Source organism: Halarcobacter anaerophilus (genome assembly GCF_006459125.1).
Lineage (GTDB): Bacteria > Campylobacterota > Campylobacteria > Campylobacterales > Arcobacteraceae > Halarcobacter > Halarcobacter anaerophilus.
The window spans coordinates 2,268,508-2,292,204 of sequence record NZ_CP041070.1 but is presented as its reverse complement, the minus strand read 5'-3'; the positions used below and the strand labels follow the sequence as shown (position 1 = coordinate 2,292,204).

25 protein-coding genes are annotated in these 23,697 nt (G+C 30.0%); 7 read left to right on the top strand and 18 right to left on the bottom strand.

Annotated elements, in window-relative coordinates; genetic code table 11:
- Positions 1–99: 99 nt before the first annotated feature.
- Entirely contained in the window at positions 100–753 is a 654-nt protein-coding gene (locus AANAER_RS11435) for an NUDIX hydrolase (RefSeq protein WP_129082274.1), read from the top strand.
- On the opposite strand, the gene AANAER_RS11430 is transcribed toward AANAER_RS11435, so the two are convergent.
- Entirely contained in the window at positions 750–1,091 is a 342-nt protein-coding gene (locus AANAER_RS11430; protein WP_129082273.1) for a DsrE family protein, read from the bottom strand. The genes AANAER_RS11435 and AANAER_RS11430 overlap by 4 nt on opposite strands.
- A 62-nt stretch (positions 1,092–1,153) precedes the next feature.
- Here AANAER_RS11430 and AANAER_RS11425 point away from each other — a divergent pair, with 62 nt between their 5' ends.
- Together AANAER_RS11425 and AANAER_RS11420 are read left to right on the top strand one after the other, a co-directional pair.
- The gene (locus AANAER_RS11425) at positions 1,154–1,768 is read left to right on the top strand and encodes a fumarylacetoacetate hydrolase family protein (RefSeq protein ID WP_129082272.1); all 615 of its coding nucleotides are present in this window, start codon (positions 1,154–1,156) and stop codon (positions 1,766–1,768) included.
- 142 nt (positions 1,769–1,910) lie between these two features.
- Positions 1,911–2,765, top strand: coding sequence for a bifunctional methionine sulfoxide reductase B/A protein (locus AANAER_RS11420; protein WP_129082271.1), 855 nt, complete (start codon positions 1,911–1,913; stop codon positions 2,763–2,765).
- Positions 2,766–2,783: 18 nt separating this feature from the next.
- Here AANAER_RS11420 and AANAER_RS11415 read toward each other — a convergent pair whose 3' ends face one another.
- Genes AANAER_RS11415 through AANAER_RS11355 form a run of 13 tightly spaced genes read right to left on the bottom strand, consistent with a single transcriptional unit; the run spans position 2,784 to position 17,435 of the window.
- Positions 2,784–3,527, bottom strand: coding sequence for an energy transducer TonB (locus tag AANAER_RS11415; protein WP_129082270.1), 744 nt, complete (start codon positions 3,525–3,527; stop codon positions 2,784–2,786).
- On the bottom strand, positions 3,524–3,904 hold the full coding sequence (locus tag AANAER_RS11410) for an ExbD/TolR family protein (protein WP_044417717.1): 381 nt from the start codon (positions 3,902–3,904) through the stop codon (positions 3,524–3,526). Before AANAER_RS11410 ends, AANAER_RS11415 begins: the two co-directional genes overlap by 4 nt.
- On the bottom strand, positions 3,894–4,322 hold the full coding sequence (gene exbB, locus AANAER_RS11405; RefSeq protein ID WP_325050997.1) for a TonB-system energizer ExbB: 429 nt from the start codon (positions 4,320–4,322) through the stop codon (positions 3,894–3,896). The genes AANAER_RS11410 and exbB overlap by 11 nt, the downstream gene beginning before the upstream one ends.
- Before the next feature lie 10 nt (positions 4,323–4,332).
- A complete protein-coding gene (locus tag AANAER_RS11400; protein ID WP_228711161.1) occupies positions 4,333–4,965 on the bottom strand; it encodes a class I SAM-dependent methyltransferase in 633 nt (210 codons plus the stop codon).
- A gap of 45 nt (positions 4,966–5,010) precedes the next feature.
- Positions 5,011–6,999, bottom strand: coding sequence for a TonB-dependent receptor (locus tag AANAER_RS11395; protein ID WP_129082268.1), 1,989 nt, complete (start codon positions 6,997–6,999; stop codon positions 5,011–5,013).
- A gap of 9 nt (positions 7,000–7,008) precedes the next feature.
- The gene (locus AANAER_RS11390; RefSeq protein WP_129082267.1) at positions 7,009–7,467 is read right to left on the bottom strand and encodes a type 1 periplasmic-binding domain-containing protein; all 459 of its coding nucleotides are present in this window, start codon (positions 7,465–7,467) and stop codon (positions 7,009–7,011) included.
- Positions 7,468–7,477: 10 nt separating this feature from the next.
- Entirely contained in the window at positions 7,478–9,403 is a 1,926-nt protein-coding gene (locus AANAER_RS11385; protein ID WP_129082266.1) for a TonB-dependent receptor plug domain-containing protein, read from the bottom strand.
- A gap of 12 nt (positions 9,404–9,415) precedes the next feature.
- Positions 9,416–11,485, bottom strand: a complete 2,070-nt coding sequence (locus AANAER_RS11380; protein WP_129082265.1) for a TonB-dependent receptor — start codon at positions 11,483–11,485, stop codon at positions 9,416–9,418.
- Positions 11,482–12,501, bottom strand: coding sequence for an ABC transporter substrate-binding protein (locus AANAER_RS11375; RefSeq protein WP_129082264.1), 1,020 nt, complete (start codon positions 12,499–12,501; stop codon positions 11,482–11,484). Before AANAER_RS11375 ends, AANAER_RS11380 begins: the two co-directional genes overlap by 4 nt.
- A 1-nt stretch (position 12,502) precedes the next feature.
- Entirely contained in the window at positions 12,503–14,713 is a 2,211-nt protein-coding gene (locus tag AANAER_RS11370) for a TonB-dependent receptor (protein WP_129082263.1), read from the bottom strand.
- 53 nt (positions 14,714–14,766) lie between these two features.
- Entirely contained in the window at positions 14,767–15,525 is a 759-nt protein-coding gene (locus AANAER_RS11365; protein WP_044417727.1) for an ABC transporter ATP-binding protein, read from the bottom strand.
- The gene (locus AANAER_RS11360) at positions 15,525–16,520 is read right to left on the bottom strand and encodes a FecCD family ABC transporter permease (RefSeq protein ID WP_129082262.1); all 996 of its coding nucleotides are present in this window, start codon (positions 16,518–16,520) and stop codon (positions 15,525–15,527) included. The genes AANAER_RS11365 and AANAER_RS11360 overlap by 1 nt, the downstream gene beginning before the upstream one ends.
- Before the next feature lie 3 nt (positions 16,521–16,523).
- Positions 16,524–17,435: an LLM class flavin-dependent oxidoreductase gene (locus AANAER_RS11355; RefSeq protein ID WP_044417729.1), complete on the bottom strand. Its 912-nt coding sequence runs from the start codon at positions 17,433–17,435 to the stop codon at positions 16,524–16,526.
- 119 nt (positions 17,436–17,554) lie between these two features.
- On the opposite strand from AANAER_RS11355, the gene AANAER_RS11350 reads away from it, so the two are divergent.
- Positions 17,555–18,514, top strand: coding sequence for an ABC transporter substrate-binding protein (locus AANAER_RS11350; RefSeq protein WP_052502667.1), 960 nt, complete (start codon positions 17,555–17,557; stop codon positions 18,512–18,514).
- A 1-nt stretch (position 18,515) separates the two neighbouring features.
- Positions 18,516–19,253 carry a methyltransferase domain-containing protein gene (locus tag AANAER_RS11345; RefSeq protein WP_044417731.1) on the top strand — a complete coding sequence of 246 codons (738 nt, stop codon included), beginning with the start codon at positions 18,516–18,518 and terminating at the stop codon, positions 19,251–19,253.
- An 18-nt stretch (positions 19,254–19,271) separates the two neighbouring features.
- Here the strand turns inward: AANAER_RS11345 and AANAER_RS11340 are convergent, their stop codons facing one another.
- The 3 genes from AANAER_RS11340 to AANAER_RS11330 form a co-directional block, all read right to left on the bottom strand.
- Complete coding sequence (locus tag AANAER_RS11340) at positions 19,272–20,309, bottom strand: ABC transporter substrate-binding protein (RefSeq protein ID WP_044417733.1); 1,038 nt, start codon at positions 20,307–20,309, stop codon at positions 19,272–19,274.
- Positions 20,299–20,898, bottom strand: a complete 600-nt coding sequence (locus AANAER_RS11335) for a globin domain-containing protein (protein ID WP_044417734.1) — start codon at positions 20,896–20,898, stop codon at positions 20,299–20,301. The genes AANAER_RS11340 and AANAER_RS11335 overlap by 11 nt, the downstream gene beginning before the upstream one ends.
- Before the next feature lie 176 nt (positions 20,899–21,074).
- Entirely contained in the window at positions 21,075–21,416 is a 342-nt protein-coding gene (locus tag AANAER_RS11330) for a hypothetical protein (protein ID WP_044417736.1), read from the bottom strand.
- A gap of 188 nt (positions 21,417–21,604) precedes the next feature.
- Between AANAER_RS11330 and AANAER_RS11325 the strand changes: the two genes are divergently transcribed.
- On the top strand, positions 21,605–21,919 hold the full coding sequence (locus AANAER_RS11325) for an MTH1187 family thiamine-binding protein (RefSeq protein ID WP_044417737.1): 315 nt from the start codon (positions 21,605–21,607) through the stop codon (positions 21,917–21,919).
- A gap of 1 nt (position 21,920) precedes the next feature.
- On the opposite strand, the gene AANAER_RS11320 is transcribed toward AANAER_RS11325, so the two are convergent.
- Positions 21,921–22,487 carry a ribonuclease HII gene (locus AANAER_RS11320; protein ID WP_129082261.1) on the bottom strand — a complete coding sequence of 189 codons (567 nt, stop codon included), beginning with the start codon at positions 22,485–22,487 and terminating at the stop codon, positions 21,921–21,923.
- Between the two features lie 93 nt (positions 22,488–22,580).
- Between AANAER_RS11320 and AANAER_RS11315 the strand changes: the two genes are divergently transcribed.
- Entirely contained in the window at positions 22,581–23,696 is a 1,116-nt protein-coding gene (locus AANAER_RS11315) for an ABC transporter substrate-binding protein (RefSeq protein ID WP_044417739.1), read from the top strand.
- Position 23,697 lies beyond the last annotated feature (1 nt).

The following is a 23,697-nucleotide window of genomic DNA, read 5'->3' as shown; positions in this document are numbered from 1 at the left end:
AACAATCCATAAAATATAAACATCCAAAAAAGAAGTTGAGCCTAAAATAGGCTATAATAAAAGCTTTAATATATTATATATTTTAGTTTGAGAGTAAAAATGAATAAAAAAGATTTTAAAAAGTTAATAAAAAATTTGCCTGAAAATCCAAGTGTAATGGCAAGAGAGAGATATTTTAATTCGGCTGTTCTTATTCCTATTATAAAAATTGATAAAAAGTATTATCTTCTTTTTCAAAAAAGAGCAAAAAATATAAGGCAAGGCGGAGATATATGTTTTCCCGGCGGAGGTTATGAAAAAGAAGATAAATCTTTTAAACACACAGCTTTAAGAGAGATTGATGAAGAGCTTGGAATCAAGAAAAAAGATATAAAAATATTCGGTCAGCTTGACAGTTACGTAGCACCGATCGGTGCACTTGTAGAACCTTTTGTCGCAAGAGTAAAAAAAAGGGCTTTAAAGAAGATGAAAGTTGATAAAAATGAGGTTGAAAAAACTTTTTTGATACCAATAGATTTTTTTAAAAAAAATCCTCCCGTTGAATATACTTTAAAATATGAAGTTCATCCTTATACAATAGATGAAAACGGAGAAAAAGTTGTCCTCTTCCCCGTAGAAGAGTTGGGCTTACCCAAAACTTATCATAAACCCTGGGGACACAGACGTCATAAAGTTTGGGTATATAATTACAAAGGTGAAATAATCTGGGGCTTGACAGCTGTTATAATAAATGACTTATTAAAAAAGTTTTAAATAGTCATTACAGCCCAAGCTTCATCTTTTAATGCTTCTGTTAAAAGTTCTCCCGTATGATTGATTTGGATATTTAATTTTTCCAATTTTTTATTTGCTTTATAATCATCCACACATACGGTACAAGCACTCATTGATACCCCTGTTTCTAGTATTTTTTTTAACTGTTTTTGAATTTTTTTATTTTTTTTTGCTAAAAGAATTGAAGGACCCCATAACATAAGATGGCATTTTTTCCAATACTCTCTTTGCAAAACAACAGATGAGTAAAGCAGAGGAAATTTGTTTGCAACCTCTTTATCACCACTTGACCAAACTATTAATAAATTCTCTTTCATTTATAAAACCTTTAGATATAATATTGAAAACTATTATATTACAATATTGCAAAAGGTAAAATATGAATCATATAATTTTGGATAATCAGTCAATATATCCTTCAAAAGTAGTATGTATAGGAAGAAACTATACTGAACATATAAAAGAGCTTAATAATGAAACTCCCGATGAAATGGTGTTTTTTATAAAACCAAATTCAGCAGTCAGTGATAAATTGGTTTTTCCTAAAGGGCATAAAACCTGTCATTATGAAGCTGAAATATCTTTTTTACTTGAAGAGAATAAAATAAGTGCCGTAGCTTTTGGTTTAGACCTTACGTTAAGAGAAGTACAAAGTAAATTAAAGAAAAAAGGTCTTCCTTGGGAAAGGGCAAAAGCTTTTGACAATTCAGCTGTTTTTTCAAAGTTTGTTCCTTTTGACGACGATATTACAAAACTTTCAATCGAACTTTATATAAACGGTGAATTAAAACAAAAAGGCGGTTACTCTTTAATGATAAATAAACCAGAACAAATTATAAAAGAGGCAAATACTTTTTTATCTTTTGAAGACGGAGATATTTTGATGAGCGGAACGCCAAAAGGTGTGGGAGAGTTTAAAGTAGGAGATACTTTTTTAGGAAAAATTTTATTTGACGAAAAAGTGCTTGTAGAAGAGAGTTTTAAAGTTTTGTAAAATTCTGCTTCTATGAAATATTTTTTATAAAAAAAGTAGAAATATTTAAAATCAATTAAAACAAAAAACTATATATTAAATTAATCCTGCCTTTGTTTTTCTTTGGCTAGAATTCCTTAAATTTTACAATTTTGAGGAAAAAATGAAATATAATGAATTAAGCCCCGAAGAGTCATACGTAATAGAACATAAAGGAACAGAAAGACCTTTTTCAGGTAAATACAATGATTTTTATAAAGAAGGGACGTATCTTTGTAAAAAGTGTAATGCACCTTTGTATAAATCTGAAAGTAAATTTACTTCAGGTTGCGGTTGGCCTAGTTTCGATGATGAAATCAAAGGAGCCGTAAAAAGAGTTCCCGATAAAGACGGAAGAAGAACTGAAATTGTCTGCGCTTCTTGCGGTGCTCATCTTGGACATGTATTTGAAGGAGAAGGTTTCACTTCTAAAGATACAAGACACTGTGTTAATTCTATTTCCTTAAAATTTGAAGATAAAGAAAAGTGTTGTGAAGAGCATGCTTTTGCATATTTTGCAGCCGGATGTTTTTGGGGTGTTGAACATCAATTTGAAAAATTCAGAGGCGTTCATTCTGCTGTTTCAGGTTATATGGGCGGACATTTTGAAAATCCGACTTATCAGGCAGTTTGTACGGGGATGACGGGGCATTTGGAGACAGTCAGGGTAGAGTATGATGAATGCGTTGTCTCTTTTAAAGAGTTGGCAAAACATTTTTTTGAGATTCATAATTTTACTCAAACAGACGGTCAAGGGCCGGATATAGGAAATCAATATCTCTCTGCCATATTTTATGTAGATGAAAAACAAAAACAAGCAGCTTTGGAGTTAATAGACCAATTAGAGGATAAAGGGTATAAAGTTGCTACCTCTTTATATGAAGCTTCAAAATTTTATGAAGCAGAGGAGTATCATCAAGATTATTATGCAAAGACAGGGAAAACTCCCTATTGTCATACATATAAAAAGATTTTTTAATCTTGAGAAGCAGAAGAGTTAGTTGAGGTAATAATTAAAAGGGATTGTTAGTTGGACATCTTTTTTAGGCGCTTCAAACTCTTTTGATGCAAGTTTTAAAATTTTTATACTGTTTTTATTTAAGATATCATATTTACATTCATCTATAATTTTTATATCTTTTATCTTACCGTTTGCCATAATCGTACACTGAATTACTACTTTCCCTTCAAATCCGCGTTTTTTTGCCAAATAAGGGTAATTTTTGTGTTTTTTAATTGCTGCAATTATACTTTCAAGATTTGTTTTAATATATTTTTCTTGATAGTTCTCTCCGCTTTTAACTCTTTTTATACTCTCTTCTTGTTTTTTTTGTGAGGTGATTTTTTCAACAGGTTCTTTTTTCACCTCTTCTACAGGTTTCTCTTTTCTTACTTTTTGTACAGGTTTTTTTATCTCTTTTTTTGGTTCTTTTTTTACTATTTTTTTCTTTAGTTTAGGCTTTTTTATTTTTTTTACAGGCTTAGGCTCTTTTTTTACGGGCTCAACTTTTTTTTGAATTTTTTCAATTTTTTTCTCTTCTACTTGCTTCTTTTGCTTTTTTGTCGTTACTTCTTGTTTTTGTTCAACCTGTTTTTTCGTCTGAACAATTTCACTTATCATATTCATACTCAAAATAACGGTCTCTTTCTCTTTTATTTGTATTGGAGTATATAAAATTGCTGCAAAAACTGAAATATGTACCAATAAAGAGATTATAAAAGCTGTCAAAGAATTTTTCATCGATTTAACTCTGTAATTATTGAGATTTTATCTAGCTTTAATTCTTTGAATATATCAATTACTTGAACAAAGAGTTTAAAAGGAGTATTCTCATCAGCTCTTAAAGAGATATTCGTATTTTTAGGCAATTGTTCCAAAACCTCTTTTAGTTTATCTAGTTCAATAACCTCATCTTCATAAAGAATTTGTCCTTTTGCATCTATTGCTATCTCTTTTAATTTTATATCTACTTGCTCGGTAGTATTTGATTTTGGCAGGGTAAGCTCAATTCTGCCTTGTGCTATAAAGGTTGAAAAAGTTAACACAATAGCTAGCAATACAAGCATAATATCAATAAATGGGATAACATTCATTGAGTCAAATTTTTTAATTCTCATTTAAATCTTCCCATTTAGTCATTAAAACTTCAACTTTTCTAGCAAGACCGTTATAAACGATAGTTGCAAAAATAGCTACTAAAATACCAAAAGCAGTCGCTTTTAACGCCAAAGCAAGACCTAACATTACGCTGCTTGTATCAAAGTTTGAACTTTCGGAAATCTTGTAAAAGGTAATCATAATACCGCATACAGTACCGAATAAACCTATATATGGAGCATTTGAAGCTATAGTAGATATGGTTGTAAGATTATTCGTCAGGGTATTTTCTAACTCTCCCTTTTTTTTAAACTCCTCTATTTTTACTTTAGAAAGAAAAAAATATCTTTCTAAAGTAAACCAAAGAGTTAAAAAGCTCATAAAGGCTAAAACTCCCATTATACTGTACTCCATATAGAGTTTAATTGTATCAATCACATCTTTTCCTTTATTTTTCCATAAAAAGCCAAAAGCCGCTTTCATTGTCGATTATTTCAAATTTGCTAGGTTTTAATTGCTGCATTATTTTAGGCAGGCTCTCTTTTTTTGTTTGCAAATCTTCAAATTCAGGATGCTTCCAATTTGGATTTTCTTCTTTCATTTTTCCCATTACTTCATCATAAAGTTTTTTACTGCCGAATCCGCAGCCTATATAAGTTTTTCCGCCTTTTTTTAAAACTCTGTATATCTCTTTATAAGCTTGTTCCCAATCCTCCCAAAAAGGATTTGAACCACGGCTTATTATCAAATCCAGGCTTTCGTCTTCATAAGGGATTTTATGAATATCACCAAGAAGAAAAGAGCTTCTTTTCTCTAACTTTTCTTCTTTTACGTATTTTTTTGTTAATTCCAACATATCTTGGGACTTATCGAAAAAGATAAGTTCCATTTTACTATATTTTGCCAAAGCTCGTCCCAAAGCCCCTGTTCCGCATCCTGCATCAAGACATTTTCCTTCTACTAAATTTGTTTTTTCAAGAATTTGTTTAGCAATTGCCGGATAAATAGGTGCAAAAATTTCCCTGACTATTTTGTCAAATCCATTTGGACTTGTTTTTCTTTTTTCTTTTTTCATATTCATTTTAAAGTACCTTTTTTGATTAAAAGAGTATCACTTTTATGCTTTCTAAAAATTTATTGCATAACTAACGCCGAAAATTGAACCTACATTTTCCCAACCGACTTTTGTAGAATACTCTTGATCTGTAATATTTTTTCCGTATACAGAAACTGTTGCATCATGACTGTAGAGTTTATGATGATAATCAATAGAAGCATCTAAAGTAGTAAAATCTCCTACTTCATGGTATGAACCGTCTTTTACCAAGAAATTAGATTCATAATTACTTACGTATTTTACTAAAACATTTGAAGTGATATTTTCATAAGTATATCCCAATTTTGCAGAGACTAAATGGTTTGGTATCTCTTCATCTTTATAATTAGTTTTTACAAAAGCATAATTTAAAAGATAGCTAAAATTATCAATTCTTCCGTCAAACGATATCTCTGTTCCCCATCTTTTTTGATCTTCTTGATAAAAAGTTACGGGATTATCTAAAGAAACACCGTATTCTGCAAATTTTAGATTTCTTATATCATAATAGAAGATATTCATTTTTGAAGTAAGATTTCCTAATACATTTTCAAAACCTATTTCATACTTAAATTGCTCTTCATCTTCTAAAGAGCCTCCTTCACTATTTGTAGATCCGTCTACAGGTGAATATGTAGAGTATGCGAATTTTGCACTCAATGAATTATTGTCATCTAATTTATATAAAGCTCCCAAAGCCATATTAACAGCGGCTTTTGACCATTGATCGTCAATGGTAGTTAGTTGTAAAAGACCCATTTTTATTTTTTTATTTACTTCCATACTTGGAGCATAAATTTCATATAATTTATCGGTATGTTTTTTATCTATTCTAATGGCTTCATCAATAACTAATTTATCACTTATAAAATGCTCAGCTTGAACAAATGCTCCGTAAATTTGCTCTTTTCTCTCTCTTCCTTCATAAAATAATTCTCCGTTTGGAGCATCATACCAGATTGCCTGACCACCGACTTTTAAGATTGTATCTGATAGTTTCATTGTATGTTTTATATCTATAGAATCATTTTTTTGGGTACCGACAAAATAACTGTCCGTATCTCCTGTGGTATCTTGGTCATGATCCCAACTGGCTTTTGCATGTGAAAGAGTTATATTTGTTATTTGGTTTTGAGACCAGTTTTTAGCCATAGATAAACTTACTAATCTATTTTCAAAAGGTTCATATTTCCAATAAACATCATAGGCTCCGCTAAGAGGTGAGTTGTTTGTTTGAATCTCTTGAAAATATCTTGAGTAAAAAACATTTAATTCAATATTAAAATCATCTTTTGCCAAACCTGTTTTTAAAAAAGCACTTCCTCCTTCATTTGCCATATTAAAACCGTCTTTCCCTTCCGTATCAATACCGTTTACGGCTGCCATATAGTAGAGATCTCCGCTTTTTCCTCCGTAATAAGCATTTCCTTTTTTTGTGTTGAAGGTTTCATATGATAATTTCATTCCTCCTCCGTTTTGTGTAGGTTGTTTTGTTTTTATTACAATAAAACCTTGCAGAGTAGAACCGTTTGGATTTGCAAATGATTGAATAGGAGCTAAACTTAATGCTGTAGAGTCTCTTACTATTTGCAAAGATTGTATTGTTTCAGGCGGTAAAACTTCTAATATTCTCATTGCACTATTATCGCTAAGAAGCGCTCCGTCTAAAATAATTCCAAAAGCACTACTTCCTACACCGCTTGAACTTCCTCTAAAAGAGATTGTATAAGGGTGTTTTCTTCCCATTTGAGAGATATTTACACTTTGAGCATTATTTAAAATCTCATATACGTTTTTAGGTTTTATCTCTTCAATATCTTTTTGGGTAAAAGTTTCTGTAGATAATGTCGAACTGGCTGTAGGAACTGTAGGTTCATTCATCTGTTCATAAGCTATATCCTGCATAGTTTTATTTGTTTTATCTACTATACTTATCTCTTTTAATTTATAGTTTTCATCAGCAAAAAGTGCCGATGAAAACAACAATGATGCGATTAAACTTGTGTGTGTGATTTTCATCTCTTCTCCTTATTTGATTAGTTTGATTTTTATATTATTAAGATCATAAACATGTCTAGGTCCTGTTAAAAAGTCTTTTTTTGAATATAAAGAGAAGCTGTTATTTTCATAAACTACTAAAACATAATTTCCGATATCCGTGTTAAATAGTTCGTTATAGCTAAAAGCAACGGCATAGTTATCGGTTGCCGTTGCCAAAATTACTATTTGATTAAGCTTTTTTTTACTTTTTATATCAATTTTTGCGTTTTGAACAAGCTGCATAAGTAAAACACCTTTTAAATTTTTAGGCTTTTGTTTCTCTTCTCCCGAAGCACAGACTACATTTACGTTTTCAAGGGTAGTCTGAGGTAAGTTTTTAAACTCTTTTTCTGACAGATTAAGGGGGTTCTTAACGTCCCCTTGAACTGTTAAATTAAGAGCAAAGATTTGTATACAAGTAATTAAGAGTGCAAATAAAAGCTTCATATCTTAACTCCTAAAAGGTATATCTCATATTTACGAAATATTCTCTTCCTGCTTCTGGATAACCTAAATCATAGTAGTAATCTTCATCAAGTAAATTTTTAACTCCTGCTTCAAAAGTCAAATCATTGTAGGTGTAGATCAGCTTTGTGTCTACAGTTGTGTAATTATTCTTTTTATATTTGTTATCGTCATACTCTAATTTGGTTCCTCTTTCATGTTTAACGTTTCCGTAAAAAGAAAAATCTTTTGTAAAATTATATTTTGCAAAACCAAATATCGCATGTTCAGGGATGCCTGTTCTTTCATAGTCACTATCGTCTCTATCTTCAATATCAATATAGGTATAATTTAGTCCCGAGCTAAATCTATCAAAGTAAGCGTTTAACTCTAATTCAATTCCTTCATGTCTAAAATCACCTATATTTTGATTTTGATCTAAACTTCCTACACTAACACTTTGGATAGCATCTTTATAATCTATTAAAAAAAGATTTGTTTTGAAATTAAAATTATCTGTTAAAAAGTTTGTATATGAAAGTTCATAATGAGTAGCTTTTTCCTCTTTTAAATCTGGATTTGCAAGACCGTCTCCCATTTTTTCCGAATACCTCTCTTTCATGGTAGGAAGGTGGGTTTTTCTAGCTATCGTGAAACTTATTTTTTGTTTGGTATCTATATCATAAAACAGACCGATTTGCGGATTAAAACTATCTATACTTTTAATAGAGTATTTCCCGTCTTCATCCCAGATTTTATCATCTTCTAATCGGTCGTAACTAATACCTGCAACAAGAGCCAAAGAATCTGTTATAGAATAAGTATCTTCCAAAGCAATTGAAATCGTTTCATCTGCATAATCTTCATTTTTTACATCATCCTCATCATAACCTTTATGGGAATCATATTTATAACTAACTGAGGATACTATTTCATGATTTTTCAAAGGCATTCCAAACTCTACCGAACCTCCGTAACTATAATCATCATATCTGCTTCCCCATTGAAAAGTATCCCAGTCGGAATCTCTTCTATATTGAATTAAGTAGTTTTCAAATTTATCGTAAAACCATCTTGTTTTTAAATAGTTTTGTCCAAAGTTATTATCCGTAAAAAGGTAAACTCCTTCTTTGTCCCATTGTGGCCAATCCCATTCTCTTTCTCTTCCTAAAGAGCCGTCGGTAATCTTAGGCTGCTCTTTTTCTGCATCTATTTTTGAATACATAATTGCATATTCGCTGTTATCATCGGGAGTCCAACCCGCTTTTATACTAAATTTTTTATCGTTTGAAGAGGAATGAATTCTCTCATCTTTTGGTTGGTTTTCAGTTTTATTAAAATCACTTGAGATATCAAAATGGTCTCTGTCTCTAATGCTTCCTGCAAATTGCAGATAATATTTTTCTTGTTTTGTTCCCAAATTTACGGATGTTGTATATTGACTTACTCCAAAATCGTCATCAAAGTTTGAACCAAGAGAGATATTCCCTTCAAACTCTTTTGTCGGTTTTTTTGAAATCAAATTTACAACTCCCGCCATAGTATTTGCTCCGTATCTAACAGATGAAAACCCTTTTGAAATATCAATTTTTGATAAATCAGCCGTTGTAAATCTTCCATAATCAAAATTTCCGTCATAAGGAACATAAATCGGGATACCATCCATAAACACAGCTACTCTTGTAGAATTAAACCCTCTTATTGAAATAGTTTTTTCAGCTCTTGCACCGCTGTTTGATAAGAAAACTCCCGCTGTATTGCTTAAAGCTTCAGATATATCGGTTGAGTTATGCAGCTGCATATCTTCACTTAGAATCTCTTCTTTGTTACTTACATTTTTTGTTTCACTGATATCTATTTCCCCTAGATTAAACTGTTCACTTTCATTTGCATATAAAAGTGTTGCCATACAAACTGAACATAAAATTTTCTTCTTCATTTTAATCTCCTCTTAAAATTTTAGATTTAAAGCAATCGCACCGTTGATACCCGATTCATAAGGTATATAGTAAGAAGTGCTGGAAACTTTACTTAGGTGTTCTTTATAAGTTTTATCAAAGATATTATTTAGTTCAAAAGATAGTGTTGCACTTTTAAACATTGAAAATTTATCAAAGTTATATGCTATTGAAGCATTCGTAACTCCATATCCTGCTGTCTCTTTTTCTCCGTTAACTTCAGAGATTTTGTCTTGATTGTCAACAAGTTCTTGTTCTAATCTCCAGTTTAAGCCTTTTGGTTTTACTTGCGCAATAGACAAGATAAGCTTTTGCGGTGCTATGTAAGCCAATGAGGTATTATCATCTTTATTTTTTCCTCTAGTGTATGTATATGTAGCTTGTGCAAAAATGTCATTTGTGATGTTATATCCTATCATTGCTTCTACCCCGTAAACTTCTGCATCGTCCAAGTTTACATACTGTTTTATAGGAAGATTTCCTGTTGTTTTATATCCTGTATTTACAAGCTCGATATAATCTTTATATTTTTGATAATAAAAAGCACTTGAATAGTAAAACTTTCCGAGTTGTCCGTCCGCTCCTAAATCAATACCGTATACTTTTTCGTTGTCTAAATCTTGGTTTGGTATCAAAGAACCGTTATTTGGATTGTTCCCGTATTGTTCGTTAAAATATGGTGTTCTAGCTGCGCTTGAGACTTTGATATAAGGAATAAATGCAGGAGAAATTTCATACCCTGCTGTTGCACTTAGAGATAAAACATTATCTTTTTCATCAGTATCATCTTGTACTACTTGAGATAATAATTCAGAAGGAAGAAGTGAAGAGTAAGCTCCTGTTTTTACATTTGAGGTAACTTCTCTTTTTATATGTTCATATCCTGCTGCAAGATTGAAAAATGCTTTGTCAATAAAAATATCGTCAGAGGCATTTAACATAAATGTTTTAATTTCACCTCCTGTAATTCCGGGAGCAGCCGTCCAGTCTCCCCAAGTAGATGTACCGTAATCATATCTTCTTAAACCGTTTACTACTTCCATCTTTTGATATTTTGTAGATAGTTCAAGATTATGTTTTCCTAAATTTTTATTTGCAGAGATTTTTAAACCTTTAGTATCACTCTCTCTAAAAAGTTCTTGTTGTTCTGAGACTGTTGCTTCTCTTTTTACATTGTAGTCATAGTGAGATTCATTTTTGAAGTATTGAATATCAAAGTTATCAAATCCTGCAACTCTTTTTTTTCTAAATCCTACAAAATAAGTTTTTGAATCATCATTTGGTCTGTCGTAATAGGTCCAAAGATTATTTGCTGCATTTAAAAACCTTGTATAAGGATCTTCTGAATCTGCTCTATCTCTCATATATCTTGCATAAATGTAGCTGTCCTCTCCTGTTTTAATTGAAACGCTTCCATTTAAGCTTTTTGTTTCATATTTTGAATGTAAAACTTCGTTGGAATCTCCATCTTCATAATTATCATAATCGCTGATTCCTCCACTCAAAGAGATATTTACCTTATTATTATAAAGATTTACTCCCATTGAATTTGAAGAACCTTCTTTTGATAAAAATGAACTTTTTGCATTTGCAAATCCCGATAGACTAAGCTCTTCTTTATCACTGAAGATGGGTTCTTTAAATTTAACGACGACAGCTCCACTCATTGCTCCCATTCCAAGCTTTGCTCCTGAAGCTCCTCTATAAACATCAATTTGGGCAATATCGCTTAAACCGAAAATATTAGTTGAATCACTATGCCCTTCATTTACCCTCATTCCTTCTAAAAATACGGGAACACCTTTATTCCCTCTACCTCTTATATATGGTTCGGATTCATATTCACTTGATTTTTTAAAATCAACAAAAAATGCTTTTTTTAAAGAATCATTTATTGAAGTTGACTGAACATCATCTTTTACATTAATTGTTTTTTTTGAACTACTTAAGGGTGTTTGTTCGGAAATTAATTTGTCATTGATATCTATATCGGATAGTTTCACCTCTTGTGCGTAAGTTAATGAGCAAAGTGTTGCTGCAATTAAAGATAATTTTGTTTTCATTTTGTTTCCTTGTGTGTGTTTAAATTTAAAATTTCATTTATTTGATTTTTTGAGAGTTCTTTTCCCATAAATTGTTTATAAAATGATTTTGTTTCTTCAAATATATTTATATCTTTGAAATTTTCTGGATAAGCATGTTTTGCCACCCACAAAATACATAAAATTTGTTCTGGAGTATAATGTGTCCAAAAATGTATTCCCATTGGTACAGAGAATACATTTTTGTTTTTTACAGCTTTTAGATTTTTGAATTTTGGATTAGTTAATGCAAGTTTTACATTTTTTTCTCCCCAAACAAAAAGAAAATCTGGATTCATAAGATATAATTTTTCCATATCTATTGAAACATGTTCTTTATTTATATGTTCGGAAGAAGAGATAACAGCTGCTTTTTTAAAGATTGTATTTGCTGTTGTTACCATTGGCATCATTAAATTATCAAGTCTTATATATAAAGCTGTTTTTTTTGTTTTTATCTTTTTTGTTCTTTCTTCAATCAGCTTTATAATCTTTGTATAATAATTTTCATACTCTTTTGCATGGTTTTGCATATTGAAAAATTCACCTAAAAAATTCATACTTTTTTGAATATTATTTTCACCTTGCCAGTTTATTACTGCTGTTTTATAAGCTCTTTTTTCAAGCATATTTGCAGCTAATGAATTATTTACAAAAGCAATATCAAATTTTGTAAGGGCAAGCTTTTCAAAATTTGGTGTCCATGAAGGTGGATTTGATGAAACTTGCGGCAAATCAAAAATATTTGGCATAAACCATTGTTGGTGTCTCCAAAATGGCATTTTTTTTAAATTTTCATTTTCGACACCATTTTTTATTAGGTCGGCTTTTTTAAAGGCAAATAAAAAAGCATTTATTGCAGGAGTCCCACCTACACTTACAATACCTTCAATTTTTTCAGGTACTTCAATGTCTCTATTTGCCATATCTTTAATAGAAGTGGCAAATAAATTAAAAGAAAAAAGAATTCCAATAAAAAATAGAGTAAATTTTTTCATCTTAGAACCTAAATACCATACTTAGAACTGCTGAGAATGGAGCACCTTGATAATATGAAGTTGAACCTGTTCTTGTATCATCAAGACTGTTTTTAACTACTCCTACGTATTCCTTGTCAAAAATATTTTGAAGTGCCAGTGAAAGCTCTATTTGATCTTTTTTCAAAACATATTTTGCATTTAAATCAAAAACAGTATAAGGGTCAACCTCTTCATTATTTTCAGCATCACCATATCTTTTCCCTACATATCTTGCGATTGGAGTTATTGTAAAGTTGTTATATCTAAAATTAACTCCTACTTTTGCACCTATTTTAGCTACATCAGGAATTTGATTTCCTTGGGTTTTTAAGTAGCTATTTGTTGTTAATAAGATATCATCTTCAAATTCAAATTTGTTGTAATATACAGAAGCAAATATTGTAGAATTTGTACTTAATTGATAATTTGCTTCAAGTTCTGCACCCATTGAAGTAGCTTCTGCGTCACTTTTATAATAACTTAAATCAAGATTTGAATCATATACAGTAACTTGTTTATTTTTGTATTTACCGTAGAAAAATGTATTTTTTATAGAAAATTTATCATTAGAGTATTGGGCAAAAATTTCAAAATTGTCTGAAGTTTCAAGTTTTAGTTCATCCCATAAATCCTGTAAACTAATACCTGCTGCTTGAAATTTTGCAGTATTTGAATTATAAACTGACCACAAGGGACCTTGCCATGGATTTGCATAATTTTTTGCATAACCTCCACCAATTTTCCAATTATCATTTAAAATTTGTTCTATTGCTATACTTGGAAGGAGTTTGTCATAACTACTCGCATCTACTTTCATTCCATCTTTCACTCCACTTGAAGCAGATTTTGCATCATCATAAGAAAGATTTGGAAGTCCTGAAGTGTCATATCCTGTAACGGCAGGAAAATCAAACATTATATATCTTAATCCTGCATTTATATAAGTATTGTTAAATCTTTTTTCATAACCAATAAAAGGAGAATTTGAAACTCTATCTTCAACATTAGTTAACATACCTGTTGAAGCATATTTTAAACTACCATCAGGTTGAATTTTATAAACTTTCATCATTTTAGGAGGAGGGGTTGATTCCATTCTCTGATACCACCAACCACCATATAAATCACCACCAGCAAGAGGGTGATTTAATTCAAGATTGATTCCATATGCTTCTTGTTCGATACTCATTTTTTTGACAGTACCTTTTGACGTATCTCCTTGATATCTTGTACCTGCACTGCCAAAAGTATAAGGTTTTATTTTTATAGCAGTCTCACCAATTTTTGAATTTAAAGCTGTATAAATAAAATACTCGTGAAAATCTTGTTTATAAAAATCATAGTAATTAGCATCTTCTTTACTATTTCCTGTTATTGAAGTATTATAATCAAGATTATAATTTGAACTTAAAGATTTTGTTTCTTCATATGTTAAAGGTCTATATTCATACCTGTCAAAGGTATTATAAGTTCCAAAAAGTTCCCATTGAACATTATCTGTTAAATCTACTGTTGTCATAGCTTCAACGTTTTTTCTTTTTATATCACCTTCACCTTTGTATTTATCATTTTCCATAGCTGAAGTTGAAATAAAAAATTTAGCTTTGTCTTTAATTTTTCCACTGTCAAAACGAAAATGAGCTTTTTTGAAAGCATCAGTTCCAGCTCCCAAAGATAAAGTTGCACCCATTTTATCTTTAGGCTTTAGAAGTTTTAAATTTAAAGAACCAGCTGTATCTCCTAAACCAAGTCCCTTGTTTGCTGGGGTTATCCCTGTAATAAACTCTGCTTGTGAAAGATTTTCTTTATCTATTAAATATCCTGTTGCCCCATTCCCAACATTAACACCAAAAGGTATATCTTCAATAGTTGCACTCAATTTACTAAAAGTATCTGCAACTTGTCCCCTGACTCTGAACATATTTTGATCAACAGTTAAAGAATAAGGATCATGAGTTTCCAAATTTATAGAAGGTATTAATTCCAAACTTTTAAAATAGTTTGTTGAACTAGTTCCTTGCAAAACTTCAAGTAAATCTTTATTTATGACTCTTTTTTGTGAAGATTCAGTAAAATCATAAAATTGACTGATTTTATTCTCATTAATATCAATAGGTTTTATTTTTATATCTTCTTGAGCAATTGCCAAACTACAAAGACTTAAAAATAAAATTTGTGATTTATGTTGCATTTATTCTCCTTCTCTTTATATAAATAAGTATATAACGATAATTAAAAAAATATTTACACAGCTAAACAGATATTTCTATTATTAATATTGATAATTTTTGATTCTATTTTATAAACTTTTTTTATATTTTCTTCTCTTATGATTGTTTCGGGATTGCCTTTTTCCAGAATTTTGCCTTTGTCTAAAAAAATAGCTTCATTTGATACAAAAAAGACATGATCCGGATAATGGCTTGTTTTTATAAAAGTTAAATCTTTTTTTGATAGTTCTTTGATTTTATTAAGAAGTTTGTATTGGTTTCCAAAGTCTAATCCGTTGACAGGCTCATCCATTATAAAAATGTCGGCTTGTTGGGCAATTGCCCTTGCTATTAAAACTAATTGTCTTTGTCCACCGCTTAATGTAGTATAAATTTCGTCTTTTAAATGTTCTATTCCCATTACTTCTAAAGCATTGAGAGTTATTTTTTTATCCTCTTTATTAAAATTTGAAAAAATTGACTTATATGGCATTCTTCCCATCAAGACGACATCTTTTACCAAATAGCCAAAAGCTCCGTCATGAATTTGGGGTATATATGCAACTCTTTGAAAAAAATGTTTGGGTTTTATTTTGCTTATATCTTTTCCGCCGAAATATACTTTTCCCTGGCTTGGTTTTAAAAAACCTAACATAATTTTTAGCAAAGTCGTTTTTCCACAACCGTTTGGACCTAAAATTGAGACTATATCAGATGAATTTATTTCAAAACTGATTCCTTTTAAAATCTCTTTTTTCCCATATGAGAATTTTAAATCTTCTACTTTAAACATTATCCCCATCCTTTTTTGACGTTTTTTAAAGCATAAGCAAAAAACGGGATTCCTATTAAAGAGGTTAAAATACCTATAGGAATCTCAACACTAAACATTGTTCTTGAAACATTGTCTATTATTAAGAGATATATTCCTCCAAGCAGGGCTGATATAGGAACAATTATAATATTGTTTGAGCCAAATAATAATCTTGCGATATGAGGAATTACTAAACCTACCCAACCTATCATTCCCGCAAGTACAACGGTAAAAGCACTGATAAAAGTTGCAATAAGAATAATTACAAATCTCATAAGTTTTACATTTATTCCCAAACTTTTTGCCTCTTCATCTCCTAAGCTTAAAATATTCAAATATTTTGAAAGAAAAATCATTAAAAATATTCCTAATAAAATAGGTATAGAGACTACATAAATAGTCTGTTTGTCAATAAGTGCCAAACTTCCCATCATCCAATAAACGATTGCAGGAAGTTCATCATATGGATCTGCCATATATTTTGTAATAGATAACATAGAACTGAAAAATGCAGAACTTACGACACCGCCTAAAATAAGAAGTATTAATTGATTTTGTTTATTAAACATTGATATAAAAAGAGCAATAAAAACTGCTGCAATACCAAATACAAACGATGAAGCTTGTATAAGTAAAAACTCTTTGAAAAATATCATTCCAAGTGCGGCGCCGAAAGAGGCACCTGATAAAACGCCCAATATCCCGGGAGAGACTAAAGGATTTTTAAACATTGATTGAAAAGCAACTCCTGAAATTGCCAAAGATGCACCTATTAATATTGAAGATACGATTCGTGGAAACCTTATCTCAATAATTATATTTTGCATAAGCTGCACATTATCAATAGTTCCTATACCAATTTTGTATAAAAAAAAATTTATTATTTCTGAAACTGAAAGTTCATATTGTCCTAAAGACAAAGAAAAAACAGCAATAATAACAAGCAGTATAAAAAGCACTAAAATCGGTTTCATATTCTATAAATTAACCAAAATTTCTTTAGCGAACAGTTCTAAAGAATTTTTATTTTTTTCAACCTCATTTGAAATCGGTTTTAATGCTAAGTTTGTAATACCTAAGTCTTTTAACTCTTTTACTTTTTTTAAACAGGTCTCTTTATCTCCTATTATTCCATTTTCAATCCAATAATCTTCATCATAAAAAATAGGACTGCTGATTCCTTGTTTTTCCATTTGTTCTCTAAATCGTGTTAGAGCAGGAAGTGCCTCATTTATAGCTTCATCATTGCTACTTGCCATATAAAAGCCTCTTGAACACATAATTTGGGGAGGAAGGTTAAGATAATTGGCTTTCTTATATTGCTCAATAATGTCTTTTATAATTTCAGTAGACCAAAGATGGGCAGCCATTAACCCAATATCTCTTTGGGCTGCAAACTTTATGGACTGCTCATTTTTTGAAGCTATAAACGTGGGAATATTACCAATAGGTTTTGGATAAACACTGCTTTCATCCTTTAAATATGAAAATATTTGATCAAGATTCTCAAGCATAGTCTCTCTCGAGTTTTCAAAGTCAAACATTCGATTTTGTTTTTTGAAGGGACCACCTTTTGCAACGCCAAAATTAAATCTATTATTACTGAGGATATTTAATGTGGCTATAGCCTCAGCTACAATGATGGGATTATAAATAGGAGTAAGTATTGAAGCGGTGCCTACTCTTATTTTTTTTGTTGTTGCAATAATATATGCCATGAGAGTCATAATTGAAGAACTTAGACTAAATTTATTGAAGTGATGTTCTGTTATCCAAACTTCATTAAATCCAAGTTGTTCGCTTAGCATAATTATTTCATGTTGATTTTGAAAAGCTTTTGAAAAGTCTTCGTTCCAATTTTCATATAAAAGCATTAAACCTATATTCATTTTCCAACCTACTTGCAATTTTTCGTTATGTATTGTATTATATAACGAGGAAAAAGTCAACAAATAAGACTTGTTAAATTGTATAATTTTTATACAAAAATTAAAAAGAAGGAGTTTTTGTGAAAAAAATACTGTCTATTTTTTTTATTGTAGGTGTAATGTTTGCTAAGCAGAGTGTAACTGTTTTCGGTGCTTCTCCTCCTGCAACTTACTTTTTATATTCTTTAAATCCCGATTTAATAGCAGGTATAAATTATACTTTTGTAAATAGAGAATTAGAATATTTAAGAAAAGATATGAATAAGTTGCCTCTTATAGGCGGTTGGTTTGGGCAGGGAAATACACCGAATTTTGAAACACTTATAAAGGTAAATCCTGATTTGGTAGTAACTTGGAATTTTAATAACAGTTTTAAAAAAGTAGATGATAAACTGCATAGTTTGGGTTTTAAAACTTTTAGTATAAATATAAACTCTTTGGAAGATTATAGCAAAGCATATAAAGATTTAGGTTTGACTTTAGGCTTAAAAAGTAGGGCAGAGCAATTATCTTTATATACAAAAAAGAGTTTGGATGAGTTAAAGAGTTTGAAAAAAAGAGTTAAAGAGAAAAAATCAGTATATTATGCAGAAGGAGCTGATGGTCTACAAACAGAATGTGATAGTTCCGTTCATGCTGATTTAATAGAGTATGTAGGTGCAATAAATCCCCATAAATGTCCTAATAAAGCCGGTTTTGGAAGAGAAAGAATTTCACTGGAACAGTTAATACTCTATGACCCTGATATTATTATTACTCAAGAAGAGAATTTTTATAAAAATGTTTATAAAGATGAAAAAATGTTACAGCTTAAAGCCGTAAAAAACAGAAATATATACTTTATTCCGAAATCACCTTTTAGCTGGTTTGACAGACCTCCGTCATTTATGAAGATTTTAGGTGCGCAATGGTTGGGAAATATTGTTTATAAAGATATTTATAATATAGATATAGAAAAGAGAGTAAAAGAGTTTTACAAACTTTTTTTAAATGTTTCTTTAAGTGATAATCAAGTAAAAAATTTATTAGAAGGAGAATAAAATGGAAAAGTTTTGGGATTTTAAATCAAAAAATTATCCTACGCCTATGGATGAGTACGGTCTTGTTACCCCAAATAGAGTTTTATCGAAAGTAAAAGAGTTCGGTATTGATTTTAGATCAAAGAATATTTTAGATATCGGCTGTGGAACAGGGCTTTATAGTTCTTTGATGTGCAAAGAGGCAAATTCGATTTTAGGAGTCGACCTTTCAAACGGGATGTTAAATCATTTTAAAAATTTTATAGAAATGAATGACATAAAAAATATAGAGTTGAAAAAAATGGATTTTAAAGAGTTTAACGAACAAAATCAGTATGATATTGTTTTAAGTGCAATGACACCTGCAATAAGCTCTTTTGCAGATATTGACAGCATGATTAATTTATCAAAAGATATCTGTATTTATATTTCTTTTTCAAAACAAAGACACAGCCCTTTAATGGATAATATTCTTGAAACACTTGGATATGCAAGTAAAATGTCAAATAAATTTTTTGATACAAAAGAGTATATTAACTCTTTAGGGTATGAAATAAAAGATGAATATTTTGAACATAATTGGTCAAATGAAGGAACGTTGGATGAAATGACTAATGATGTGCTGCAGCATTTAAAGTTAAGAGAAATTAGCGAAGATAAAGAAAAAATTCAGGAGCTTTTAAAGCCTCATATAAAAGAGGACGGGAAAATTCTAAGGGAGACTTTTTCAAATATCGGTGTTTTAGTTTGGAGAGTTTAAAAGAGGAAAAATCCTCTTTTAAAAGGCTCTTTTTTTAATCTCTTTTAATTTTTCTTCATCAAGATCAACTTTAAAAAATATTTTATAAAAAGTTTTTATCTCTTCATTTATATCTTTTTTGTAATATTGGGGATACATAACAGAACTTAACCAATGTATTCCAAGAAGTCTCATAAATGAAGGCGGTCTGTCTATCCAATTAAAAGGTATTCTAGGAACTAGATACACTTTTTTTGCTTTTACTGCTTTTAGCATCTTCCATTTCGGATTTTTAAAAATATTTGTATAAAATTTCGGTGACTGTACGATTATTACATCAGGATCTGCTTTTAGAATAGATTCGAAATTTATGCTTTCCATTCCCATAATATCTTTTTGCTGACACTCGTAAATATTTTTTGCATGAATATATCTAAACTGCGTTGTGTGAAAAGAGTAAGTACAATCGCTTGTTAATCCGTTTTGTCCCTCTGCATAATAAAAAGTAACTTCTTTGCCTTTCTCAATATTTTTTGTCATATTAGAGATATATTCTAAAGAATTTTGTGCATAAGTTGCCAACTCTTCACCTCTTTTTGGCATATCAAAAAGATTTCCTAAAAATTCAAAAGTTTCAGGCATTTTTTCTAAATCATCACCGTTTACCATTACAGTGGGAATATTTATGTTATTTAGACTTTTGTTCATTTTTTTTAGTAAAAAGTCATTGTTCCAGCCTAAAATAATTTGAGTTTTTAGCTTTAAAAGCATCTCTACGCTTGCACCTTTTTGACTTCCTTGCCAACCTCCCAATGATTTAAGGTTCATAAATTTTTCACCTAAATAGTATGAATCTCCAAAATTATTCATATTAAAAGAGGGAAAGTTAAGACCCACAAGAAGGTCAGGTTTGTATAACGAGATTAAAAACGTAGTAGGAGGAGCAGAACCGAAAACTCTTTCAATTTTGTCCGGAACTACAATTTTGTTATTACTCATATCTGTTATTGTTTTTGATGAGAGTTGAGTAAGGCATATAAATGAAAACAGAATAAAGAAAAGGAATTTATTTTTCATTTTCTCCTCCTTTAAAAAATTCATGTTTTATCTCTTCAAAAGGGAATCTTTTGGGAGGTTCCATAGAACTTCTTCTATTTATCATTCTAATAGACAAAGACTCTATCCATTCCCAAAAAGCTTTTAAATACTCTTTTGGAAAGTTTATCTCTTTTAATGTTTTTTTATAAAACATAAGCCAGACTTCTCTTGCATGTTCATCTATTGTAAAAGGGAAATGTCTTGAACGTAAATGGGGATGCCCGTGTTTTGAAGAGTATCTGGAACCGCCACCCAAAGCTTCAATAAAAAACTCTGCAGTTCTGTAAGTCATTGTTTTAAACTCCTCTTCATCTTGCGTAAAGAGATTTTTAATGGAACTTTTCTTTAATAAACCATGGTGGTGAAAAACCATCTTTATAATATTTTCTTCTCCAAATTTTTCATATATTTCATCAGGCGGAAAAGCAACAGGCGGGAAAACAAAGTCAACCATTAATTCTCTAATTCCGTTTGGATTAAATTTTTGAGATATGTCACATTGGCTAAATTGTTTTATATCCGGGAGGGGTTCGTTTTTTAAATTGATGTATGAATTTTTAGTATTCATGAAAGTGTTCCTTTACTTAACTTTGTAGAAAAAAAGCAAGTAGGTTAAGTAAATGAACAACGTAGTATATTATAATACATAACGTTTGTCAAGAAAAAGTAAAAATTTAAAAGTGAAAACTTAAAACAGTAGTATAAGAACGCCTTTTTTTGGGGCGCTCTTTTATAAAAATTTGATTATTGTTTTATTCCTAGAATATAATAAACAGGTTTATTGTCAAGTTTTTGTAAGCTCACATTATATTTGTCCGCCCAATTATTTACTTCATTATGAAACTCTTCTAAAATCTCGTTTGCATCATTTTCATCGCATTTGATTTTCAAATGTTCTGATGAATTTGATAGTGCAACATAAGCATTCATTTTTTTCAAGTTATCGTTTAAACTGATAACATGTTTTGAAAACTTATTAAAATCTTTTGTTTGCTCCATTATATTTTCTGCTTGTTTTAAAGATGATTCACTTTTTGTATAACCTAATTGTGAAAGTAAAACTTCAGGTGAAACTTCTATTTGCATAATGCTCCTTTTGTATTTTTATTTTTAAATATTAACGTAAACTTTATGAATCTGTCTTGAAATATTTATAAAGTATATTTTTTATGCTCTAAAAAATAAATTAAGAATTAAATTAAAATTTTTTAATAAACTATAATTACACTTTGTGTATTATTCTTTCATATTTGAAAATTACAAAAGAGGAAGAAATGAGCGTTTTATTACAAATGGCAATGTTCCCTACTGATAAAAGTGAGAGCAAAAGTGAATATGTTGCCCAAGTTATAAAAGTAATAAGAGAATCGGGTTTCCCTTATCAATTAACTTCAATGGCTACAATTGTAGAGACTCCTAATCTTTGTGATGCTTTGGAAATAATTCAAAAATCTTATGACAAACTTGAAAGTTTGGGTTGCAATAGAGTTTATTCTCCTATAACTTTTGATATTAGAAAAGGTCATGAAAACAGATTAACGGGGAAAATAAAATCTGTTGAAAATAAAATAGGTGAAGTTTCAAAATAGTCTAAAACAGACTCTTTTGAAATCCTATATTCTCTTCTCCTAAAGCTTTTAATTTAAAACTGTATCTATGCTGGCTGCATCTTCCAAATTTCTTGATTTTTTCAACATGGGCTTTTGTTCCATACCCTTTATGTTTTTCAAAATCATAATTTGGAAATTTTGAAGAAACCTCACACATATATCTGTCACGGCTTACTTTTGCCAAAATTGAGGCTGCACTTACCTCTTTTATTGTTGCATCTGCTTTTATTTTATGCTCCAAATCTTTTATTCCAAAGGAGGTATTTCCGTCCATTAAGTAACTATTTTCACCTAACTCTTTTATTATCTCTTCAATAGAAGATTTAAGACAATAACTAATACCTCTTTCATCTATTGTTTGATTATCTTTAAAAACTATATGGTACTTAGATTTTTTTATTATCTCTTCATACAACTTTTCTCTTTTTTTTTCAGTTAATTTCTTTGAATCATCTAATCCTTCAATCTCTTCTAAAATAATAACACCTGCAACAACAAGGGGACCTGCAATAGGACCACGACCTGCTTCATCAATACCGCAAAACATAAACTCTCCTAAAATAAATAATAAAAAAATTATTATATGTAGCCAAATTATAGCTTATTAATTGTATAATATCAAAACAGAATCGGAGAAGAAATGAAAAAATATGTTTTCTTAATACTTGTGATAATTGTTGTAATTCTGTTATTCCTTACATATTTTTTGAAAAAAGATGAAACTATAAAAATAGGATTTTCAGGTACTTTAAGCGGCAAATATTCGACCCTTGGTCATTCTGTTTTAAATGGCTTTTTATTGGCATTTGATGATGTAGATTATGAAGTAAATGATAAAAAAATTAAAATAATAGTAAAAGATGACAAACAAAACGAGGAGTCTGCAAAAAGTATTATTAACTTTTTTATAAAAGAAAATATAGACTTGATTGTGGGAAATACAACAAGCGCAATGACTAAAATTTCCCTTTCTCAAATTCTAAAAAACAGTAAAACTTTTCTTTTTTCAGTTACTTCAAGCAGCGGTGAATTTTCCGGTAAAGATGATAACTTTTTTAGAACGCAAGTAGCACTTTCCAAAGAGAGATTTGATATTCTCTCCAGATATCTTATAAAACACAATATAAAAAGCTTGTTGGCTGTATATGATTATAAAAACAGCTCTTATTCAAAAAATTATTTATCAAGTTTTCAAGAATCTTTCATATCTTCAGGCGGAAAAAGTTTTATAGAAACGATCTCTATGAAAGAGAGTTTTGAAACAATTCTAAAAAAGATTAAAGAGAAAAAAGATTTGGACGGAGTGTTTATTGTTGCAAATTCCGTAGATAGTTCAAGATTAATACAATTTCTAAAGTTAAACAATATAAATAAAAAGTTTTGTGCTTCGGGATGGGCTAAAAACCATGAATTTCTTGAAGACGGAGGAAAGGCAGTCAACGGAACTCTTTTTTTAAGTTCATATAATGAAAATTCAGTAAATAAAAAATATCTTGATTTTATAAAAAGATATAAAGAAAAATTTAAAATAGAACCTACTATTTTTTCTGCACAGGCATATGAAACAGGAAAAGTAATTTTAAAAATTTTAGAAAAAGATTCAGATTTGAAAAATTTCAAAACAAATCTTTTGTCAATTAAAAAATTTGAAGGTTTGCAAGGATTTCTTCTTTTTGACAAATACGGTGATATCCAAAGAGAACAATATTTAACCGTTGTTAAAGATAATGAATTTAAAAAAATATATAATTATTAGG

Bases quoted from the DNA above. Each gene is read 5' to 3' on its own strand.
- AANAER_RS11435 (WP_129082274.1), top strand. From the start codon at position 100: ATGAATAAAAAAGATTTTAAAAAGTTAATAAAAAATTTGCCTGAAAAT.
- AANAER_RS11430 (WP_129082273.1), bottom strand. From the start codon at position 1,091: ATGAAAGAGAATTTATTAATAGTTTGGTCAAGTGGTGATAAAGAGGTT.
- AANAER_RS11425 (WP_129082272.1), top strand. From the start codon at position 1,154: ATGAATCATATAATTTTGGATAATCAGTCAATATATCCTTCAAAAGTA.
- AANAER_RS11420 (WP_129082271.1), top strand. From the start codon at position 1,911: ATGAAATATAATGAATTAAGCCCCGAAGAGTCATACGTAATAGAACAT.
- AANAER_RS11415 (WP_129082270.1), bottom strand. From the start codon at position 3,527: ATGAAAAATTCTTTGACAGCTTTTATAATCTCTTTATTGGTACATATT.
- AANAER_RS11410 (WP_044417717.1), bottom strand. From the start codon at position 3,904: ATGAGAATTAAAAAATTTGACTCAATGAATGTTATCCCATTTATTGAT.
- AANAER_RS11400 (WP_228711161.1), bottom strand. From the start codon at position 4,965: ATGAATATGAAAAAAGAAAAAAGAAAAACAAGTCCAAATGGATTTGAC.
- AANAER_RS11395 (WP_129082268.1), bottom strand. From the start codon at position 6,999: ATGAAAATCACACACACAAGTTTAATCGCATCATTGTTGTTTTCATCG.
- AANAER_RS11390 (WP_129082267.1), bottom strand. From the start codon at position 7,467: ATGAAGCTTTTATTTGCACTCTTAATTACTTGTATACAAATCTTTGCT.
- AANAER_RS11385 (WP_129082266.1), bottom strand. From the start codon at position 9,403: ATGAAGAAGAAAATTTTATGTTCAGTTTGTATGGCAACACTTTTATAT.
- AANAER_RS11380 (WP_129082265.1), bottom strand. From the start codon at position 11,485: ATGAAAACAAAATTATCTTTAATTGCAGCAACACTTTGCTCATTAACT.
- AANAER_RS11375 (WP_129082264.1), bottom strand. From the start codon at position 12,501: ATGAAAAAATTTACTCTATTTTTTATTGGAATTCTTTTTTCTTTTAAT.
- AANAER_RS11370 (WP_129082263.1), bottom strand. From the start codon at position 14,713: ATGCAACATAAATCACAAATTTTATTTTTAAGTCTTTGTAGTTTGGCA.
- AANAER_RS11365 (WP_044417727.1), bottom strand. From the start codon at position 15,525: ATGTTTAAAGTAGAAGATTTAAAATTCTCATATGGGAAAAAAGAGATT.
- AANAER_RS11360 (WP_129082262.1), bottom strand. From the start codon at position 16,520: ATGAAACCGATTTTAGTGCTTTTTATACTGCTTGTTATTATTGCTGTT.
- AANAER_RS11355 (WP_044417729.1), bottom strand. From the start codon at position 17,435: ATGAATATAGGTTTAATGCTTTTATATGAAAATTGGAACGAAGACTTT.
- AANAER_RS11345 (WP_044417731.1), top strand. From the start codon at position 18,516: ATGGAAAAGTTTTGGGATTTTAAATCAAAAAATTATCCTACGCCTATG.
- AANAER_RS11340 (WP_044417733.1), bottom strand. From the start codon at position 20,309: ATGAAAAATAAATTCCTTTTCTTTATTCTGTTTTCATTTATATGCCTT.
- AANAER_RS11335 (WP_044417734.1), bottom strand. From the start codon at position 20,898: ATGAATACTAAAAATTCATACATCAATTTAAAAAACGAACCCCTCCCG.
- AANAER_RS11330 (WP_044417736.1), bottom strand. From the start codon at position 21,416: ATGCAAATAGAAGTTTCACCTGAAGTTTTACTTTCACAATTAGGTTAT.
- AANAER_RS11325 (WP_044417737.1), top strand. From the start codon at position 21,605: ATGAGCGTTTTATTACAAATGGCAATGTTCCCTACTGATAAAAGTGAG.
- AANAER_RS11320 (WP_129082261.1), bottom strand. From the start codon at position 22,487: ATGTTTTGCGGTATTGATGAAGCAGGTCGTGGTCCTATTGCAGGTCCC.
- AANAER_RS11315 (WP_044417739.1), top strand. From the start codon at position 22,581: ATGAAAAAATATGTTTTCTTAATACTTGTGATAATTGTTGTAATTCTG.